This window comes from Spongiibacter pelagi, assembly GCF_014705705.1.
Lineage (GTDB): Bacteria > Pseudomonadota > Gammaproteobacteria > Pseudomonadales > Spongiibacteraceae > Spongiibacter > Spongiibacter pelagi.
In genome coordinates this window covers 163,748-182,885 of the sequence record NZ_JACXLD010000001.1, presented here as the reverse complement: position 1 = coordinate 182,885, position 19,138 = coordinate 163,748, and the positions used below count along the sequence as shown (strand labels likewise).

Annotated in this window: 18 protein-coding genes; 8 read left to right on the top strand and 10 right to left on the bottom strand. The window is 53.2% G+C overall.

Annotated features, from left to right (window positions below; all coding sequences use genetic code 11):
• Nucleotides 1–10: 10 nt before the first annotated feature.
• The 5 genes from ectB to IB286_RS00850 all read left to right on the top strand — a co-directional run bounded on the left by ectB (nt 11) and on the right by IB286_RS00850 (nt 5,592).
• Nucleotides 11–1,282 carry a diaminobutyrate--2-oxoglutarate transaminase gene (gene ectB, locus IB286_RS00870; protein WP_190761775.1) on the top strand — a complete coding sequence of 424 codons (1,272 nt, stop codon included), beginning with the start codon at nt 11–13 and terminating at the stop codon, nt 1,280–1,282.
• 102 nt (nt 1,283–1,384) lie between these two features.
• Nucleotides 1,385–1,780, top strand: a complete 396-nt coding sequence (locus IB286_RS00865; protein WP_190761774.1) for an ectoine synthase — start codon at nt 1,385–1,387, stop codon at nt 1,778–1,780.
• Nucleotides 1,781–1,825: 45 nt separating this feature from the next.
• Nucleotides 1,826–3,298 carry an aspartate kinase gene (locus IB286_RS00860; RefSeq protein ID WP_223826033.1) on the top strand — a complete coding sequence of 491 codons (1,473 nt, stop codon included), beginning with the start codon at nt 1,826–1,828 and terminating at the stop codon, nt 3,296–3,298.
• On the top strand, nt 3,286–4,170 hold the full coding sequence (locus IB286_RS00855) for a tetratricopeptide repeat protein (protein WP_190761773.1): 885 nt from the start codon (nt 3,286–3,288) through the stop codon (nt 4,168–4,170). Before IB286_RS00860 ends, IB286_RS00855 begins: the two co-directional genes overlap by 13 nt.
• A gap of 9 nt (nt 4,171–4,179) precedes the next feature.
• Entirely contained in the window at nt 4,180–5,592 is a 1,413-nt protein-coding gene (locus tag IB286_RS00850) for a sodium/proline symporter (RefSeq protein WP_190761772.1), read from the top strand.
• A 97-nt stretch (nt 5,593–5,689) separates the two neighbouring features.
• On the opposite strand, the gene IB286_RS00845 is transcribed toward IB286_RS00850, so the two are convergent.
• Nucleotides 5,690–7,327 carry a SulP family inorganic anion transporter gene (locus tag IB286_RS00845; protein WP_190761771.1) on the bottom strand — a complete coding sequence of 546 codons (1,638 nt, stop codon included), beginning with the start codon at nt 7,325–7,327 and terminating at the stop codon, nt 5,690–5,692.
• A 27-nt stretch (nt 7,328–7,354) separates the two neighbouring features.
• The gene (locus tag IB286_RS00840; RefSeq protein WP_190761770.1) at nt 7,355–7,996 is read right to left on the bottom strand and encodes a carbonic anhydrase; all 642 of its coding nucleotides are present in this window, start codon (nt 7,994–7,996) and stop codon (nt 7,355–7,357) included.
• A gap of 166 nt (nt 7,997–8,162) precedes the next feature.
• Here IB286_RS00840 and IB286_RS00835 point away from each other — a divergent pair, with 166 nt between their 5' ends.
• Complete coding sequence (locus IB286_RS00835) at nt 8,163–9,098, top strand: hydrogen peroxide-inducible genes activator (RefSeq protein ID WP_190761769.1); 936 nt, start codon at nt 8,163–8,165, stop codon at nt 9,096–9,098.
• A gap of 38 nt (nt 9,099–9,136) precedes the next feature.
• Here the strand turns inward: IB286_RS00835 and IB286_RS00830 are convergent, their stop codons facing one another.
• Entirely contained in the window at nt 9,137–9,709 is a 573-nt protein-coding gene (locus IB286_RS00830; RefSeq protein ID WP_190761768.1) for a heme-binding beta-barrel domain-containing protein, read from the bottom strand.
• 249 nt (nt 9,710–9,958) lie between these two features.
• Here IB286_RS00830 and IB286_RS00825 point away from each other — a divergent pair, with 249 nt between their 5' ends.
• The gene (locus IB286_RS00825; RefSeq protein ID WP_190761767.1) at nt 9,959–10,429 is read left to right on the top strand and encodes a BLUF domain-containing protein; all 471 of its coding nucleotides are present in this window, start codon (nt 9,959–9,961) and stop codon (nt 10,427–10,429) included.
• A 1-nt stretch (nt 10,430) separates the two neighbouring features.
• Here the strand turns inward: IB286_RS00825 and IB286_RS00820 are convergent, their stop codons facing one another.
• The 3 genes from IB286_RS00820 to IB286_RS00810 are packed head-to-tail and all read right to left on the bottom strand — an operon-like array spanning nt 10,431 to nt 14,384.
• Entirely contained in the window at nt 10,431–11,231 is an 801-nt protein-coding gene (locus IB286_RS00820) for a sulfite exporter TauE/SafE family protein (RefSeq protein ID WP_190761766.1), read from the bottom strand.
• Nucleotides 11,232–11,234: 3 nt separating this feature from the next.
• On the bottom strand, nt 11,235–13,322 hold the full coding sequence (gene recG / locus IB286_RS00815; RefSeq protein ID WP_190761765.1) for an ATP-dependent DNA helicase RecG: 2,088 nt from the start codon (nt 13,320–13,322) through the stop codon (nt 11,235–11,237).
• 54 nt (nt 13,323–13,376) lie between these two features.
• On the bottom strand, nt 13,377–14,384 hold the full coding sequence (locus IB286_RS00810; RefSeq protein WP_190761764.1) for an NAD(P)H-quinone oxidoreductase: 1,008 nt from the start codon (nt 14,382–14,384) through the stop codon (nt 13,377–13,379).
• A 95-nt stretch (nt 14,385–14,479) separates the two neighbouring features.
• On the opposite strand from IB286_RS00810, the gene IB286_RS00805 reads away from it, so the two are divergent.
• On the top strand, nt 14,480–15,367 hold the full coding sequence (locus IB286_RS00805; RefSeq protein WP_190761763.1) for an SDR family oxidoreductase: 888 nt from the start codon (nt 14,480–14,482) through the stop codon (nt 15,365–15,367).
• Here IB286_RS00805 and IB286_RS00800 read toward each other — a convergent pair.
• From IB286_RS00800 to gmk, 4 genes are all read right to left on the bottom strand, one after another.
• Nucleotides 15,357–15,740: a RidA family protein gene (locus tag IB286_RS00800; protein WP_190761762.1), complete on the bottom strand. Its 384-nt coding sequence runs from the start codon at nt 15,738–15,740 to the stop codon at nt 15,357–15,359. The two genes, IB286_RS00805 and IB286_RS00800, sit on opposite strands and share 11 nt — an antisense overlap.
• Before the next feature lie 38 nt (nt 15,741–15,778).
• Nucleotides 15,779–17,959: a RelA/SpoT family protein gene (locus IB286_RS00795; RefSeq protein WP_190761761.1), complete on the bottom strand. Its 2,181-nt coding sequence runs from the start codon at nt 17,957–17,959 to the stop codon at nt 15,779–15,781.
• A gap of 87 nt (nt 17,960–18,046) precedes the next feature.
• Entirely contained in the window at nt 18,047–18,313 is a 267-nt protein-coding gene (gene rpoZ, locus IB286_RS00790) for a DNA-directed RNA polymerase subunit omega (RefSeq protein WP_190761760.1), read from the bottom strand.
• 143 nt (nt 18,314–18,456) lie between these two features.
• The gene (gene gmk, locus IB286_RS00785) at nt 18,457–19,092 is read right to left on the bottom strand and encodes a guanylate kinase (protein WP_223826032.1); all 636 of its coding nucleotides are present in this window, start codon (nt 19,090–19,092) and stop codon (nt 18,457–18,459) included.
• Nucleotides 19,093–19,138: the final 46 nt, after the last annotated feature.

The following is a 19,138-nucleotide window of genomic DNA, read 5'->3' as shown; positions in this document are numbered from 1 at the left end:
AGGAAACAGTATGACTATTTTTGACCAGCTTGAATCCGAAGTGCAGTGTTACGCACGCTCATTCCCCACGACCTTTGACAAAGCGCAAGGTGAATACCTGTATGACCGCGAAGGTCGTCAGTACATCGATTTTCTGGCCGGTGCCGGCACCCTTAACTATGGCCACAACCATCCGGTTTTGAAAGAAGCGCTGGTGGATTACATCATGCGTGATGGCATTACTCACGGCTTGGACATGCATACCGCGGCCAAGGCGGAGTTTTTGGAAGCGTTCAATCAGCACATTCTCAAGCCGCGCAATATGGAATACACCTTCCAATTCACCGGCCCGACTGGCACCAATGCGGTAGAAGCGGCGCTGAAGCTGGCCCGTAAAGTGACCGGTCGCAATAATATTATTTCCTTCACCAATGGCTTCCACGGGGTAACCCTAGGCGCGGTGTCAGCAACCGGTAACTCGCACCATCGCGGTGGTGCCGGTGTGGCGCTGGGTGATGTTACTCGAATGCCGTTCTGTGGTTACCACGGTCGTGATATCGACAGCTTGAAGATGATTGAAAAGCTGATTACTGATCCGTCGTCGGGTGTTGATCTCCCCGCTGCCATGATTGTGGAAACCGTACAGGGCGAAGGTGGCTTGAATGTCGCCAACGCCGACTGGCTGCGCGGTCTGGAAAAAATCTGTCGCCAGCATGAGATTCTGCTGATTATTGACGATATTCAAGCGGGCTGTGGTCGCACTGGTAGCTTCTTTAGTTTTGAGCAGGCGGGCATCAAGCCCGACATTATCACCATGTCGAAATCCTTGAGCGGTTTTGGACTGCCCTTCGCCATTGTGTTGCTGAAACCGGAGTTGGATGTATGGAGCCCCGGTGAACACAACGGGACTTTCCGTGGCAATAACCATGCCTTTGTTACCGCGACCGCAGCTATTCGTCATTTCTGGAAGGACGATGCTTTCGCCAAGGAAATTGCCGAGAAATCTGCCCTGGTCAGCGCTCATTTTAAAAAGGTCTCTGACCGCTATGGCGTTACCAAAATCAATACTCGCGGTCGCGGCATGATGCAGGGCCTTGTAATGCAGAGCGGCGAGATTGCCGATGCGGTGGTAGCAGCCTGTTTTGAGCGTGGATTGGTTATTGAAACCTGTGGTAATCGCGGCCAAGTCGTTAAATGTTTTTGTCCGCTAACCATTTCCATAGAGGCGCTTGAGCGCGGACTGAATATTGTCTCTGAAGCAGTAAAAGAAGTGATGGCTGAAAAGCTGAGCAATGCTTCATAAGCCGCTCCGTAAATAAAAAGCGTATTTAGCAAGGCGTCTTGTACTTTAAATGAAATTAAAAACCGCGTTCCAAAATGATAAGGGGTTGCGGTAGGGATTCTTATGATTGTTAGAACACTAAAAGATTGTGAAAACTCCGAGCGTTCCGTTACCGCTGAAAATGGTAACTGGAAGAGCGTCCGCATGTTGTTGAAAGACGACAATATGGGATTTTCATTTCACATCACCACTATTTACGCCGGGACCGAGACCCTGATTCATTACCAAAATCATCTGGAATCGGTGTATTGCATGGAAGGCGATGGCGAAATTGAAACCCTCGCCGATGGCAAGGTATACCCCATCGAAGCGGGCACGCTCTACATCTTGGATAAACACGACAAGCATCTGCTGCGCGGTGGCAGCAAGGACATGAAAATGGCCTGCGTGTTTAATCCGCCGCTGTCTGGCAAAGAAGTTCACGATGAAAATGGCGTTTATCCCGTCGATACCGAATAACTCAATCCAAACAAAATCAGAAAATCGAATTGGATTGGAGGAAATATGAATACCCAGAAGGAAAATGAATTTTCTGCACTGACCCAGCACAGTGTGGAAAAAATCGGTGGCACTTCGATGAGCGATTACACCGCCGTGCGCGACAATATTATTCTGGCGGGTGCCCAAGGTGGCAGTCCCTATGGCCGCATTTTTGTGGTCTCCGCTTACGGCGGCGTTACCGACTTACTGTTGGAGAATAAACGCAATGGCCAGCCCGGTGTGTATGGGCATTTTGCCGATGACACCAATGAAGAAAATTGGCGCGCAGCGCTAAGCGCTGTGGGCAATACCCTGCGCCAGATTAACGAAGAGCTGTTTGCCCAGGGCGCTGAACTTGATGAAGCAAACGCCTATATTGAGGGGCGACTGTTCGAGGCTGAGCGCTGCATGGAAAACTTGCACAAACTTTGCCAGCACGGTCACTTCGGATTGGAAGATCATCTGCTCACCGTTAGAGAAATGCTGGCCAGTATCGGTGAGGCGCACAGCGCTTGGAATACCGCCAAGCTGTTGCGACGCGATGGTATTCAAGCCCAGTTCGTTGATTTGTCCGGTTGGAAATCGGAATTAACCTTGCCGCTTGATGAACATATCGCCCAAGAGCTGGCGGGTATCAATCTCGACAAAGTGCTGCCGATCGTGACTGGCTATGCCCACTGTCAGGAAGGCTTAATGGCGACCTTTGATCGCGGTTATAGCGAGATGACCTTTAGCCGTATTGCGGTGATTAGCAAGGCATCTGAAGCGGTCATCCACAAGGAATATCACCTGAGCAGTGCCGACCCGCGCCTTGTTGGCGAAAACAAAGTCGTGCCTATTGGGCGCACCAATTACGATGTGGCTGACCAGCTTGCCAACTTGGGAATGGAGGCGATCCACCCCCGTGCGGCTAAAGGCTTGCGCCAGCAAGAGATTCCTCTGCGCGTAAAAAATACCTTTGAGCCAGAACACGGCGGCACCTTGATTGATGGTGATTACCGCAGCGAACAGCCCTGCGTGGAAATTATTGCCGGTCGCAAGCAGGTCTATGCGCTGGAAGTTTTCGATCAAGATATGGTCGGCTCACTGTGGCAGTACGAGCAGAAAATTCTGGCGGCGATCCAGCGTTTTAAAAGCAACGTGATCACTAAAGATATCAACGCCAACACCATCACCCATTATCTGGGCGCCAATCTTAAAACCGTAAAGCGGATTGTTAGCGCGGTAAAACAAGAGTTTCCGGGCGCGGAAGTCAGCACTCGCAAAGTCGCAGTGGTATCGGCTATCGGCAGTGATATGCAAGTGCCGGGCATTTTGGCGAAAACCGTCTCGGCGCTGGCTAGCGCCAATATCAGTGTATTGGCCATGCACCAGTCTATGCGCCAGGTGGATATGCAGTTTGTTATCGATGAAAAAGACTATGAGCAAGCCGTAGCCAGCCTGCATTCCTGTTTGGTGGAAGTGCACGACCACGGTGAAGCGATATGCGTAGCTTAAGAGTTTCGCTGCTGGCAGCGTTATTGTCGCTGTTTTTTTCGCAAATCAGCCTTGCGCAAAGTGATGCCGCCTCGGTTACTGAGCAGCAAGATAAAGCACTAGAACAGCATATCGAGCAGCTCGATGCCCCGCTGTACTCCCCTTTTATCGAGCGTTATTTACTCGATGAGGTGAAAACGCTGCGCATGGACTTAGAGCGCAAGCATCGTGAGCTCGCCGAGGAAGTGGTTGATCGAGAGCTGGCGGCGGCGGATAAAGCCGTTAGTTATGCCACCGATACGGTGACGTATTTCTTTTATCTGATCGCCGGAGCCAGTTCGGTTTTGGTGTTAATTGGCTGGAACTCGCTGCGTGAAATTAAGGAAAAAGTGCATAGCGTTGCCAATGCTCAAGTGGCAGACCTAGTCGATGAATATGAAAAACGGCTGCGGGTTATTGAAAGCCAGCTAAAGAAAGAAACCGCGCATATTCAAAATAACCGGGAAGAAATTAGCCTAACGCAAGAGCTGCATTCACTGTGGTTGCGGGCCAGTCAGGAAGTGACACCCGCCGCCAAAATTCTGATTTATGACCACATTCTTGAGTTGCGCCCAGAGGATATTGAAGCGCTGACCTACAAGGCCGATGCCGCTTTGGATCAAGGTGAGCCTCAGTGGGCGATCAATCTGTGTCAGCAGGCTTTGGGCCGCGATCCCGAAAATGGTCACGCTCTTTATCAAATGGCTTGCGCTTTGACGGCTGTGAACAAGTTCGATGAGGCGGCGCGCTATTTTCTATTAGCGGTCGAGCAGTCCGATGCTTACCGTGAAGAACTTCAGCACGACGAGGCACTCGCCGGTCTCAAGGATCATCCCCAACTCGCCGATATTTAAGGAAGCCCCATGCTCACCATCGTCAGCTTTCTGGGCTTTCTACTGCTCTTTGTACTGATCGGCCTTGCCTCGGTGATCTACAACACCCATCACAGCCGCGACTACTATCTGGCAAGCAATAGCGTCAGCGCTTGGCTGGTGGGTTTGTCTGCGGTCGCCACAAATAATAGCGGCTATATGTTTATTGGTGTAATTGGTTACACCTACACCGTGGGGCTTTCTGCCTTTTGGGTGATGGCCGGTTGGATTAGCGGCGATTTTATTGCGTCTTATATTGTTCACCGTCGCCTGCGGGAAATGACCACGGAAACTGGTGAAGTCAGTTACATCGGGGTGCTTTCAAACTGGGCCGGCAAAAATATGCGCCTTTATCAAAACTTGGCCGCCTTGGTGTGTCTTGTTTTATTGCTGGCCTACGCAGCGGCGCAATTATTGGCGGGCAGCAAAGCCTTGCACGTTTTGTTCGACTGGCCGCTGTGGAGTGGCGTGGTTGCCGGAGCGCTGCTGGTTGTGGCGTATTGTCTCGCGGGAGGTATCCGCGCCTCTATATGGACCGATGCCGCGCAGTCGATCGTGATGATTGTTGCCATGGCTATTTTACTCTGGGTGGCGGTAGCCAATCTGGGCGGTGTGTCTGGCGCATATCAACAATTGTCAGCGGTGCCTGATTATCTCAATTGGTTCCCGGAAGATATGGCCTTGCCCGGCGCTGCCGGCGCAGTGCTGTTTGCCTTGGGCTGGCTGTTTGCCGGATTTTCCGTAGCGGGTCAACCGCATATTATGGTGCGCTTTATGACCCTGCGTGATTCCGGTGAAATGAAGCGTGCGCGAATTTGGTATTACCTGTGGTTTACCGTGTTCTACTGCATGGCGACGCTGGTGGGATTGTTGTCGCGGGTTTATTTGCCCGATACCGGTAGCTTCGATGCTGAACTTGCACTGCCAACGATGGCGCTGGAATTATTGCCGCCGGTTTTGGTGGGGCTGATTCTGGCGGGAATTTTTGCCGCCACCTTGTCCACCGCTGATTCCTTGGTGCTCAGCTCCTCCGCTGCGCTAAGCCACGATTTATTACCGGGAAAAATTGAGCGGCCTCTTTATATTAAAGGCGCAACACTGCTGGTCACAGCATTCGCTATGGGCTGGGCATTGCTCAGTGCGCAGAGTGTATTTGGCATGGTGGTCATGGCTTGGTCGGGGTTGGCCAGCAGCTTTGTGCCGCTCTTGCTGGTGCTTATCTTGGGTGCAAGACCCACGGTAGCTACGGCTATTTTGATGAGCGCCGCAGGTCTGCTCACTTCTTTGCTGTGGCGTTTGTTTGATCTACACAACTTGGTCTACGAGGGTTTGTCGGGCATCTTGGCGGGCTTGCTGGTGTACGCGCTGATTCGCGGCTTGCGGGGCGGCGAATCTCGAGCATAAAAAAGCCCGCACAAGGCGGGCAAATTGCATCATTGGGAGAGTATTACCGATGCACATTTTCAACCCGGTGAATCACCGGGTTGGAAGGGGAGCACCCTCAGTGGCTGTTGGCCAACTTAGTGGGCGATATTGAGTGTGTACGCTTTTCTGAGTCGATTAGATTTACCGCCGCTTGCAGTGCTTCAAGGCGGGTCTCGAATTCCGCGTCACAGGGCAATCCGGCGCTCATATTTTCTAGCAGGGTTCTCACTTCCGGACGCATCCCCACAAAGTACAACTGCTTGCCACTGTTCTTGGCGTCGGTAGCAATGGTCTCTACGGCGCGCAGTGCAGACAGGTCAACAAAGGGTGAGTCTTCAAAATTCAGAATTAGAATCCGCGAATCCTTACCACTTTGCTCACGAACATGGTGACCGAGGTCAGCAGCGGCACCGAAGCTCAGGGGGCCGGCAAACTCAAACAATGAGATACGGTCCTGATGGGCGCTCAGCAGTGCCTTTTCTTCGGGGGAATCCAAATGCTGTGGCAGGTTTTTCAGATTCTCGATTTGCAGAGCGGCAAGCTGCTTGATAAAGGCCAGTGCAGCCAGTACTACGCCCAGTGCCACGGCGGTGATCAGATCGACAAACACCGTTAGTACCAGAACCAATACCATCAACAACAGATCCCAGCGCGGCCCTTGGTGGGCGCGTTTCAGGTAGCTCCAGTCAATAATATCGACACCGACTTTCACCAGAATACCTGCCAGTACCGCCAGCGGAATATTAGAGGCCAGCGAACCCAAGCCCAAAACAACGGCTAATAGCACCAGCGCGTGAATCATGCCCGAAATACGGGTACTGCCGCCGGAGCGGATATTGACTACGGTGCGCATGGTGGCGCCAGCACCGGCGATACCGCCGATCAAACCGGCAACGGTATTACCCACACCCTGACCGATCAGCTCACGATTTGAATCGTGACGGGTACGGGTCATATTGTCGGCTACCAGCGAGGTCAGCAGACTGTCGATAGCACCGAGAATAGCCAGAATGACGGCGGCTTCTGCCACAATCCACAGATTGCCGTGGTCAAACTCCGGCAGGTGCAAGCTGGGCAGGCCAGTGGGGATTGCGCCCAGTACTGGCACGCTCAAAAACAGCGTGGAAATAAGGGTGCCGACAATCAATGCAGCCAGTGGCGCGGGCATATAACGGCCCCATGCTGCCGGCCAGCTATACACCATGGCCAATGTGCCAAGGCCCAATATCAAAGAAACAAAATTGATATCGGTGAGTGCGGTGGGCAGATAGCCCAAAGCGCCAAGCGTACCAGCCGGGCTGGTGTGGCCCATCAGCGGGCTGAGCTGCAGAATAATAATGATGGCGCCGATGCCGCTCATAAAGCCGGAAATTACCGGATAAGGAACGAGGCGAATATATTGGCCTACGCCGAGCAAGCCAAAGGCGATTTGCAATAAGCCGGCCAGCATAACGGCGGTAAAAATCAGGCCGACATCGCCGGAAAGGCTGGCAAAAAGACCCGCCAGCACAACGACCATGGGGCCGGTGGGTCCAGAAATTTGTGAGGGTGTGCCGCCGAACAGCGCAGCAAAAAAGCCGACAGCAATAGCGCCGTACATACCGGCCATTGGCCCCAGCCCTGAGGCAACGCCCAGTGCCAAAGCCAGTGGCAATGCGACGACACCGGCGGTAATACCGCCGGTCAGATCACCACGAAAGGAACCTAAATTCATTGTCTTACTCCTCCTGAGTGTGACGGTTTATCCGCCCACCAGAGCGGCTTGTTGCTCTTCGTCGAGCGGAGAAAAATCACCAGTTTGGGCATTAAATGCATCAATGCCGCCGGTTTCGATGTTGTATACCCAGCCGTGCAGGGTCACTTTGCCGGTCGCGATTTTGGCGGCCACCGCAGGGTGGGTGCGCAGGTGTTGAAGTTGCAGCAGCACGTTTTCTTTAGTGACTTCATCAAGATGGTCTTTGCAGACATGGCCATGACGCTCTTTAACCACTTCGCGGGCGGCGCGGCTGTGGCTGAGCCACTCTTTAACATGGGGCAGATCATCCAGATTTTCTGGGGCGATTGCGCCTTTCATGGCGCCGCAATCACTGTGACCGCACACCACAATATGGGATACGCCCAGTGCCGCTACCGCAAACTCGATAGAGGCGGTGGTGCCGCCGGTGTAGTTGCTGTGAGGGGGCACAATATTGCCCGCATTGCGGCAGATAAACAGTTCACCGGGTTCAGTTTGGGTCACCATGCTGGGGTCAATGCGCGAGTCAGCACAGGTAATGAACAGCACTTCGGGGTTTTGGCCCTTGGCCAGCTTTTGGAAGCGATCTTTCTTTTCGGGATAGACTTCGCGCTGAAATTTGCTAACACCTGAAATAACGTGATCCATGACTACTCTCCTTTGATGGGTCGGTGATTTATCTACGGCAACGGGGCCAAAGTTGATGTCAGTATCTTCTGCTGATAGTCATATAGAAAAATATAGTAATATCTGATAGTTTTTTGTTATCAGGATTCCATGCAAGTCACCCGAGCCAAGGCCGTGTTCTTTAAATATGTTCCTTAAATCTGAAGCGATCAGTCTCAAGCAATTACAGTATTTTGAGGCGGTCGCCAGCCTTGAAAATTTTCGCCGCGCCGCAGACCAGCTCGGTATTAGCCAGCCGGCGTTGACCACCCAAATTGCCGCGTTGGAAGAAAAACTGGGGCTGCAATTATTTGAGCGCTCCCGTTCAGGCACCCTGCTCTCCCCGGCCGGCCGCGAGTTATTGCCCCACGCCCGTCAGGTTTTATTGAAGCTGAACACCTTCATTGAGGCGGCGGATATGTTGGGGGAAACTCACCAAATCACCTATCGGCTGGGCGTGCCGCCGACGGTGGGCCCCTATCTTTTGCCCAATGTGTTGCCCGGTCTTCACCAGCGTTATCAGAAGTTAAAACTCTATGTTCGCGAGGATGGGCCAACCGCCATCCAGCGGGATTTGCTGATGGGGAGCTACGATTTTGCAATTTTGCCGCTGCCGGTCAGCTCGGATGATTTGGTGGTAGAGCCGCTGTTTACCGAACCGCTAAAGTTAGTGGTGTCATCGGAAAATCCCTTGGCGGGATTGCCCTTGGTGCCGCCGGGTAAATTACGCGCAGAACGTATTTTGACCCTGCAGGAACATCACCACTTTCACCATCAGGTAAAGGATATTTGCAGCCGAGTTGGAGCTGAACTACTCAGTGACTATGAGGGCACTAGCCTCGATACGCTGCGACAAATGGTGGTAATGGGCATGGGCTCGGCTTTTTTGCCGGGTCTATATGTCCACTCGGAGATGCATAAGCCCGAGGCGCTATGGGTAACCGAGGTAGAGGGCTTACCTATTCGTCGTCAACATGCCTTGGTATGGCGTGCCGGGGCACCAAACCGGATTTTCTTCCGGGAGCTGGCGGCGAGTTTGAAAGAAATGATTGAGGCGCGTTTAGGGAAAGTGGTGATGGTATAAAACCACCACCAGCTGAGGGCTAATAAGTAAGCGAGTATTTACTGAGGGTCGCGCTGTAGGCGGTTGGCGTCGGTGTGGTTGTATTCGCGTCCATAGATATCCAGCAGCGTGGCTTCGTTGTAGATCATGCTGTCACCGTCAAGAATGATCTTCTTTTGAAAAGAGCGTGACGAGGCGTTGTCGCGCATAAATGGCGCTTCTACAATGCCCCATTCGTCATCGCCTTTTTTGGCGCTAACTTCAATCACGGTGCGGCCTTTATCATCGATATGAGCCTTGCCGCCCGCGACCACCGATACTCCGCGTGGAATGCTGAACGACTGCATGATCAGGTCGCTGTCTTTGTCCCAGCTCCAGTAGCCGCTTTCATTGTGAAACACTTTGTCGTTACTTTTGCGGTGTACGACCTGGTGGTAACGCACCACGGCCAGCACCTGGGTTTCGGCATTGTCGACATCGCCGCAGGCTTCAAAGAAAACGGTTTCGTAAAACGGGCTCACATCTTCGCCATCGGGCTCGGGGGCTTTATCAATACCACGATCGCCGCGCCACATGCCAAGCAGGCCAAATAAAGGGCCGTAATCCACGCCATCAATAATTGTCGAAGACACCGCTTTCTCCTTAGTTTTTCGTTAGTTATATGCTTTGTATTGCTATTGTGGTGGCGCTGATAGGCAAATGCAACCGCCCTTCTTGGCCTTAGAACTGGGTCTATATTCTGACTCTTTTCAGCTGGGTGGGTACTAATACGCATGCCCTGCTGCGCCATCCTGCGGCATAGTCTGAGTGTTATTCACAAATTGATCGGTTTTTGACCAGATTGGTTTACTTTGGTCGTAACGCGTATTTGGAATTCTAGTATGAAAAGAGTGGTCTGCTTGGGAACCATGCTGCTGCCTCCGGGAAGCGGCTCGGCGGTACCCTCAAATTTTATAATCAGCCTCTATACCGAAATTCGGAACTTTGCTGACAAAAAATCGGTATCCGGCACATTTGCTGTCGCCGATAAAATTTTTATGCTTCAGCTAGAAGGCGATAACAAAAAAATTGCCGGGCTTATTCGCCATTTGAATATGGATAGCCGGATGATTGATGTCAGCGTGGTGGCAAACTATAGCGTTGATGATCGCACGCTGCCCGAGTGGAAAATTCGGGTGGTGAAAACTGGTTCGGCAGATCGCAATAATTTACTGGGCAAGCTGCGCGATATGTTGCAGGGCCATATTCAGTTGCATAAGCCTGCAGATGGCCATCGCCTACAGCGCTTTTTTCAGGCCGCGGGCTACCCAGTTCCCGGCGCTGAGCCGGTCTCAACAATTAGCCCAGCCTGACTTACTGGGCTAGATTGCTCCAAATCCCCATCGCGCTAACAATCAGCAACACACTCCCTACCACCCGTAAAAACACCGGCGTTTCTGCTGCCAGCATTTTCTGATGCGCGCGCAGGCCAATAACGTGGCCAATGGCGGCGCATGGCAGTAACCAGAGATGGTGAATCAGTTGTAAATCAACGCCGACCCACATAAACGCAACCATCTTGATGCTGACCAGAATAAACCACAGGGCGAACATGGTATCGCGCAGGCGGTGCGGGGCAATGTGCTGGCTGGCAACGGCAATAATCAAGGGGGCGCCGATCAGTGAGGTGCCGCTGATATAGCCGCCCATCACCAAAAACAGGGTGTCGATGACCTTGCTATTACTGCGGAATGGACGGTTAAAGATATAGCCGAGGGCGTACACCGAAACGATGGTGAAAATAATCGGGCTGAGTATGGTGGGGGGTAAAGTGATAAGGCCAAACACCCCGATCATTTTGGGCACAATCATAATTGCCAGAATTTTGCGCAGATAGGGCCAATCTACGGTGCTTTCAGCGGGCACCTCATGCCCGCCCTTTCTGCGGCTATTCAGGCTTAAGCGCTTGCGGTTATTCAGGTAAATCGTCAGGGCGGAAAAGAACAGCAGGTGGACGGAAATCAGCGGCAGAAATACCAGCGGTTCATTGTAGATCAGCAGCAAAAACGGCAGGCTGAGCACCGCGCCGCCAAAGCCAAGGCCGGAACGTACAAAGCCGCTCCAAATAAAAATCAGGCCAATACCCAAGTATTGCCACAGCGCTAAATCGGTCATGTATTACACAGATGCGTAGAGAGTTTTGTTGGCCAGCCAGCGGTCGATCAGGGCTTGGGCCGCAATGGGGTGTTCATGCAGAAAGTTGATCGCCGTGTCGCGTACTGGCTCCAGCAAGGCGTCGTGTTCCTGTAAGTCGGCTATTTTAAAGCTCATTAGGCCGGTCTGGCGAGTGCCAAGGACTTCGCCGGGGCCGCGAATGCGTAAATCTTCCTCGGCAATGACAAAACCATCGTTGCTGCTGCGCAGTACACTGAGGCGTTCGCGACCGTTTCTCGACAGCGGCGTTTGATACATTAAAACGCAATGGCTTTGCAGGCTGCCCCGCCCTACTCGACCCCGCAACTGATGCAACTGTGCCAGACCGAGTCGCTCGGCATTTTCTATAATCATCAAGCTGGCATTGGGTACGTCTACGCCAACTTCGATTACGATGGTTGCAACTAAGAGCTGAATTTCGCCGGCTTTAAAGCGGGCCATAATCTCGGCTTTTTCTTGGGGCTTAAGCCGGCCGTGAACCAAGCCAACCGTTAATTCCGGCAGTTGCTCGCGCAGCAGCTCCCAGCTCGCTTCCGCAGCCTGGGCCTGTAATTTGTCTGACTCTTCAATCAAGGTGCAGACCCAATAGGCTTGCTGACCCTGGGTACAAACGGCGCGCAGGCGTTCGATCACCTGAGTGCGGCGGGTGTTTTCCAGTACTACGGTATTGACCGGGCTGCGCCCCGGCGGCAATTCGTCGATGATAGACGTATCCAGATCTGCATAGGCGGTCATTGCCAGTGTGCGTGGAATCGGCGTGGCCGTCATAATTAACTGGTGCGGCTGCCCTACGCCCTGCTCCGCTTTTTGCTTAAGCGCCAATCGCTGGTGAACACCAAAGCGATGTTGTTCATCGATAATAACCAGACCTAGTTTGGCGAATTCGACGTCATCCTGAAACAGCGCATGGGTGCCAACGCCAATATGGGCATGGTGCTCTGCCAAGCTTTGTTGCTGCTTTTCTCGCGCCTTGCCCTTTTGTTTGCCGCTGAGCCAAGCGATTTGAATACCCAGCGGTTCAAGCCACTGAGAAAAATTCTGGTAGTGCTGCTCTGCCAGAATTTCGGTGGGCGCCATTATCGCTACTTGATAGCCACTGGCCACGGCGCGCAGTGCCGCTAGTGCGGCTACGGCGGTTTTGCCGCTACCAACATCGCCCTGTACCAGTCTCAACATTGGGCTATAACGTTTTAAATCAGTGGAGATTTCGCTGGCGACGCGTTGCTGTGCGCCGGTCAGGGTAAAGCCCAGTTGTGCGAGAAATTGCGTTTCCAGTTTTATCGGGCCATCGAGGCAGGGCGCTGAAAGTGCACGGGCCTGTTCGCGAAGTTGTTGGAGCGCGAGGTTGTGGGCGAGTAATTCTTCAAAAGCTAAGCGCTGCTGGCAGGGGTGGCGTTGCTGCTGGATTAATTGCAGAGAGGCATCCACGGGTGGATTGTGAAGATAGCGAAGGGCATCTCCCAGCGCATTAATGCGGCGTAGTTCCGGGGGCAGTTGTTCCGGTTTCAGCCATTCGCGAACGGGGTGTCGATCTAGCTGGAGTAGCGCTTGGTCTAAAAGTTTGCGCCAACTGGCTTGCTGTAAACCTTCCGTGGATGGGTAAATCGGCGTTAATGCCTCTTCCATCGCGGCAGTTTCATGGTCTTGCAGGACGCGATATTCGGGATGATAAAACTCCAAGCCGCCGCTGCCTCGGCGGGCTTCGCCAAAACAGCGCAGACGTGTGCCGGGAGCCAGTTGTTGTTTCTGCGCTGCATTAAAATGAAAAAAGCGCAGAGTAGTGGTGCCGGTGCCATCCTGAATCCGGCATACCAAGCTGCGCCGCCGGCCAAACACAATATCGGCGGCGACAACCTTGCCTTCAATAACCACATCGCTACCAAGTTGCACGCTGCCGATGGGACATAGGCGGGTTCGGTCTTGATAGCGCAGGGGCAAGTGAAACAGCAGATCTTGCACATTATTGATGCCGAGCTGGGCGAGTTTTTCCTGCAGGCGCGGGCCAACCCCCTTGAGGCTGGCTACGCTGATTTGATCGATATAATCGCCCATGATGTCGCGCTTACTCGGGCAGATTGGTATGGATTGTAATTTGCTGTCCGGTGATCACAGGTGACTCAGGCTCAATACGATTTTGCCAATATGCTGGCTGCTTTCCATGCGTTCGTGCGCCTTGCTAATGTGTTCAAAGGGATAAACGGAGTCGATGATTGGACTGATTTTCCCGGCCCTAATTAAGGGCCAAACCTGTTCTTCCAATTCCCGCGCAATACCCGCTTTTTGAGCTGGACTTTGGGCGCGCAGGGTCGAGGCGGTAAGGGTCAGTCGCTTCATCAACACTTTGACAAAGTTGACCTCGGCCTTAAAGCCTTGCTGAAAGGCGATAAACACAATGCGGCCATCGGCGGCGGCGCAGTCGATATCTCGCTGTATATAGTCACCGCCGACCATATCGAGAATGACATCAACGCCACGGCCGTGGGTGTGCTCTTTGATTTGCTCAACAAAATCCTGTTCGCGGTAATTAATCGCTAAATCGGCGCCGATGTTGAGACACTCTTGGCACTTCTCCTTTGATCCGGCGGTAATGAAAACGGTAGCGCCCATGGCTTTGGCAAGGGTAATTGCTGCGGTGCCTATGCCGCTGCTGCCGCCGTGAACCAGTATGGTTTCGCCGGTCTTTAAGCCGCCGCGCTGAAACACATTGTGCCAAACGGTAAACATGACCTCGGGGAGTGCGGCAGCTTGTTCCATGCTGAGGTTGTCTGGTGCCGGCAGGCATTGGTCTGCGGGCGCGAGACTGTAATCGCAATAGCCGTTGCCATTGGTAAGCGCACATACCCGGTCACCCACTTGCCAGCGGCTAACCTGTTTGCCAATGGCGACAATTTCACCGGCAACTTCAAGACCCAAAATCGGGCTGGCATCGGCGGGAGGGGGATAGAGGCCATAGCGCTGCATTAAATCGGGCCGGTTAATTCCGGCGGCGAGGACGTTGATAAGCACGTCATGGTCGCCGGGTTTTGGCATGGGCTCTGAATCAATGCTGAGATTGTGGTCAGCATCTACCGAAACAATGCGGCGTTGTTGGGGAGGCGACAGTGGCGTGGTCATCGAATGGAGCTTACCTGATTGAAAAGTTGGCTTGAGATTAGTGTCCGGTTCAGGGCAGAGTATGCCCCAGCTAATACAGGGGTAAAAGGCCGCATATGAAAGCAGAACAAAACCGCATATTGATTATTGCCTGTGGCGATATCGGGGGAGGTGTGGCGGAGCATTTCTTGGCGCAGGGTTGGGCAGTGAGCGCCATGCGCCGAAATATTAGCCAATTGCCTGACGGAGTGGAGGGGATCGCCGCCGATTTAACCGATGCGCAAAGTATGGCGCAGTGCCCACCGTTGGCAGCGGATTATGTGCTGTTTACGCTGACTCCCGCGCGTGGCGATGGCGGTTATGAGGCGGTATTTCAGCAGGGGCTTGAGCGGGTCTTGGCGAAATTATCTCGGGCACCCAAGCGCATTTTCTTTGTTTCCAGTACCGGGGTTTATGATCAGGTTGATCATGAATGGATTGATGAGAGCAGTGCGACCGAACCTAGCCGGGCTTCAGGCCAGTCGATTCTTAAAGCCGAACAGCGCATTGCCGAGGCGGCGCAAGAGCAGGGCTGCAATTACAGCTTGATTCGTTTTGGCGGCATTTATGGGCCGGGACGAGAGCATATGCTCAATAAAATTCGGACCGGAGAATGTGCGCCGCAGGAGCCTCTGCATTACACCAACCGCATTCATCGGGATGATTGCGTGGGCTTTCTCAGTTATCTGATTGAGCAGGATGCGCAGGGTGCGGTGCTTGAAAACTGTTATATCGGCGTAGATACAGAGCCGGCCAGTATTCAGGAAGTGCAGTCTTGGGTCGCTGAGTTTATCGGTGTTCCGTACCGCTGTAATGGTGAGGCGGTGCAGCGTACCGGCAGCAAACGCTGTCGAAATCAGCGCTTGCTGGCCAGTGGCTATCGCTTGCTATACCCAAATTATCGAGCGGGTTTCACTCAAATATTGGCTGCGCCAGCGCAGGAAAAGCCTGAAATTACAGGCTGAGAATCACTTCAACTTCAATCAGCGCATTGCGTGGCAGGGCGGCGACTTGCACGCAGGCACGGGCGGGATAGGGCTCGGCAAAAAACTGCGCCATCACTTCATTCACCTGGGCGAACACGCTCAGGTCCACCAGTGAGATATTTACCTTTGCCGCATCGTTCAAGGTTCCGCCCGCCGCTTCGGCAACGGCAGACAGGTTTTTAAACACTTGAGTCGCCTGTTCAGTGATGCCGCCTTCAATCATTTCCATGGTTTCCGGAATCAGCGGAATTTGGCCTGAAAGATAAACGGTGTTGCCGACTTTAACGGCTTGTGAGTAAGTGCCAATTGCCTGTGGGGCGTTATTGGTAGAAATAATTTGCTTGTCGCTCATAGAGGTTTCCTAATGGGAGGTGGAAATAGCAACGCGGTTTAGTGCTTTTCGCGTTCCACTTTAATAACGGCGGGGATATTACGAATTCGGCGCAATACATTGGCAAGATGAATACGTGAGCGTACCCCGATAACCAGGTGGATAACGCTGATTTTCGGGTTTTCATCTTCCACGCTGATTTTTTCGATGCTGGCATCGGCGCCGTTAACGCGGGTGGCCAGTACCGCGATAATGCCGCGTTGTTTGGTCAGTTCCACACGCAATTCAACGGAGAAATCGCGATCGATTTCATCGGCCCAGCTCAGTGGGATCATGCGCTCGGGTTTATTGCTGAGCTCAATGCTGTTGTGGCATTTCTCGTTGTGCACCACCACGCCTTTTTCGGCGCTGACAATACCGACAATATGGTCGCCGGGAATGGGGAAGCAGCAGCGGGCAAAGTTCACCAGGAAGCCCTCGGTGCCGCGAATAACCATTGGCTGTCGCGTGGCTTGCTGGGGTTTGCCGCTGCTATCGCGGGGTTCATCGCGCAGCCCCAGCAGTTGGTGGGCAGTGAGATAGGCAACCCGGTTGCCAATGCCAATTTGCTCGTACAGTTTTTCCAGCGATTTGCTCTGGGTGATTTCAACGAGCTGATCGAGCAGGGTTTGCGGAATATCTTCAAGCTGCTCGCCCATGCCGGCCAGCGCTCTTTCCAGCATACGCTCGCCGAGCCCGACCGCCTCGGTGCGGCGCTGGTGTTTAAGATGATGGCGAATACCGCTGCGGGCTTTAGCGGTCACCACAAACTGTAGCCACGCAGGATTCGGCTGAGCGCCGGGCGTGGTGATAATTTCCACGGTCTGACCACTTTGCAGCGCTTCAGATAGCGGTGCCAGGCGGCGGTTGATACGGCAGGCCACGCAAGCATTGCCAATATCGCTGTGTACCGCGTAGGCAAAATCCACGGCGGTGGCGCCGGCGGGTAATTCCATAATGTCGCCGCGTGGCGTGAAAACGTAGACTTCGTCTGGGAACAGATCGATTTTAACGTTTTCGATAAATTCCAGTGAGTCGCCGGCGCGTTCCTGCATTTCAAGCAGACCCTGCACCCACTGACGGGCGCGGGCGTGGCTGGAATTGCCTTTGGGTTCGTTGTCGCTGGTTTTATACAGCCAGTGTGCGGCGATCCCGTTATTGGCCATCTCTTCCATTTCCTCGGTGCGGATCTGGATTTCGATTGGCAGGCCTTCCATGCCGAATAATACGGTGTGTAACGACTGGTAGCCGTTGGCTTTGGGAATGGCGATATAGTCTTTAAATTGACCGGGCACCGGTTTGTAGAGCCCGTGAACACATCCCAAGACGCGGTAACAGGTGTCGACCGAATCGACGATAATTCTGAAGGCGCAGAGGTCGAGAATTTCTTTCAGCGATTTGCGCTTGTTGCGCATCTTGTTATAGATGCTGTACAGGTGTTTCTCACGGCCGATAACTTGTGCGCGATGGCCTTCTTCAAGCAGGCAGCTTTCCAGGCTTTCGCGAATGGCTTCAATGGTTTTTTTGCGGTCGCCAAAGCGGGTTTTAATCGCCTTGCGAATCCGGCGCGCGCGCATCGGATACATGGCCTGCAGGCCCAAATCCTCAAATTCGATGCGAATATTGTGCATCCCCAAACGCTGGGCAATGGGGGCATAAATTTCGAGGGTTTCTTTGGCAATGCGGTGGCGTTTGGGCGGCGGTAGTACACCGAGGGTGCGCATATTGTGGAGCCGGTCGGCCAGCTTAACCAGAATAACGCGGATATCTTTGGCCATCGCCAAGGCCATTTTCTGGAAGTTTTCCGCCTGCTGTTCGGCCTTCGACTGGAATTCGATCCGAGTCAGTTTGGAAACCCCGTCTACCAATTCGGCTACCGCCTCGCCAAATTGTTCTTCCAATTGGGGTTTGGTGATCGCGGTATCTTCGATGACGTCGTGCAGCAGCGCCGCCATCAGGCTTTGTGCATCCAGACGCATGGTCGCCAAGATGCCGGCTACGGCGAGCGGATGGGTGACATAGGGTTCGCCGCTGCGACGGTTTTGACCTTCGTGAGCTTGCTCGGCGTAAAAATAGGCGCGTTTTACATTGTTAACCTGGCTGGCAGGTAGGTATTGCGAGAGCTGATCCGCAAGAGCATCAATAGATTGCGCGGGTTGCGGGCTGCCGTGACTGGAGGAAAAAAAGCTGTATTGCAGCATGGGTTTTAGCCGGCCCCCAAAATGTGAGCGCGGCTAAAACAGCATCGGGACAAACTTGTTAAATCTCGCCCGAGCATACGAGCCAGATTAAATGATGGAGGCTTCGCCGAGTTCGGCGCTCAGATCCAACTCTGGCTCTTCTTGGGCAGCGTCAGCAGCCATGATTTCATCGCGGCTGATTTTGCCGTCGGCGATTTCACGCAGAGCCAGTACAGTAGGTTTGTCGCTGTCTTCTTGAACCAAGGGTTCTTTGCCGCCAGTGGCAAGAGCGCGGGCGCGTTTGCTGGCAACCATTACCAGTTCGAAACGGTTTTCAACGGCAGACAGACAGTCTTCAACGGTGATACGGGCCATGGGTATTCCTGAATACTTAAGTAAAACGGTGAAACCTCCAAAACCTAGCTAACAAATCTAGGCAAAAATTGGAGGGAGACTTAACCGCATTCTATCAAAGCCGTCGCCCTTGTAACAGAGGCGCGGTGCGGGCTGGGGGGGAATTATTGCAGTAATTCGGCCAGTAATGACTGATGGCGGATTTGCTGACGGCTGAGTTGCAGGCGCTGGCAGGCAATAATTTGTTTTAGTTCATTGAGTGCGGTGTTGAAATCGTCGTTGATAACGAGATAGTCGCCTTCAACAAAATGCGTCATTTCGGCCACGGCATCAGCCATGCGCCGGGCAATAATCGTTTCATCATCCTGCCCGCGCTGGGTTAAGCGTTCACGCAGGGCTTGGCGTGAGGGCGGCAGAATAAAAATCGACACGGTGTCGGGCATAAGCTTGCGCACCTGCTCGGCGCCTTGCCAGTCGATTTCTAAAATGACATCAATACCTTTGCTTAGGGTGCTTTCTACCCACTGCTGTGAGGTGCCGTAAAAATTGTCGAACACCTGAGCGTGTTCCAGAAACGCACTTTGCGCCAGCATCTGTTGAAATTGTTCGGTGCTGACAAAGTGGTAGTTCACGCCATCAACCTCGCCGGGGCGACTGGCGCGGGTGGTATGCGATACCGATACCTGTATGCCGTTCATCTCTTTAAGCAGTGCCGCAACAAGGCTGGTTTTTCCGGCGCCGGAAGGGGCGGAAATGGTATAAAGCGTGCCCATGGGGATGCTGGTGTTGGGAGTTGGCATAGCGGGGGTGGCGCCCTTTGCAAATTGGTAAAATGGTTTTCGATTA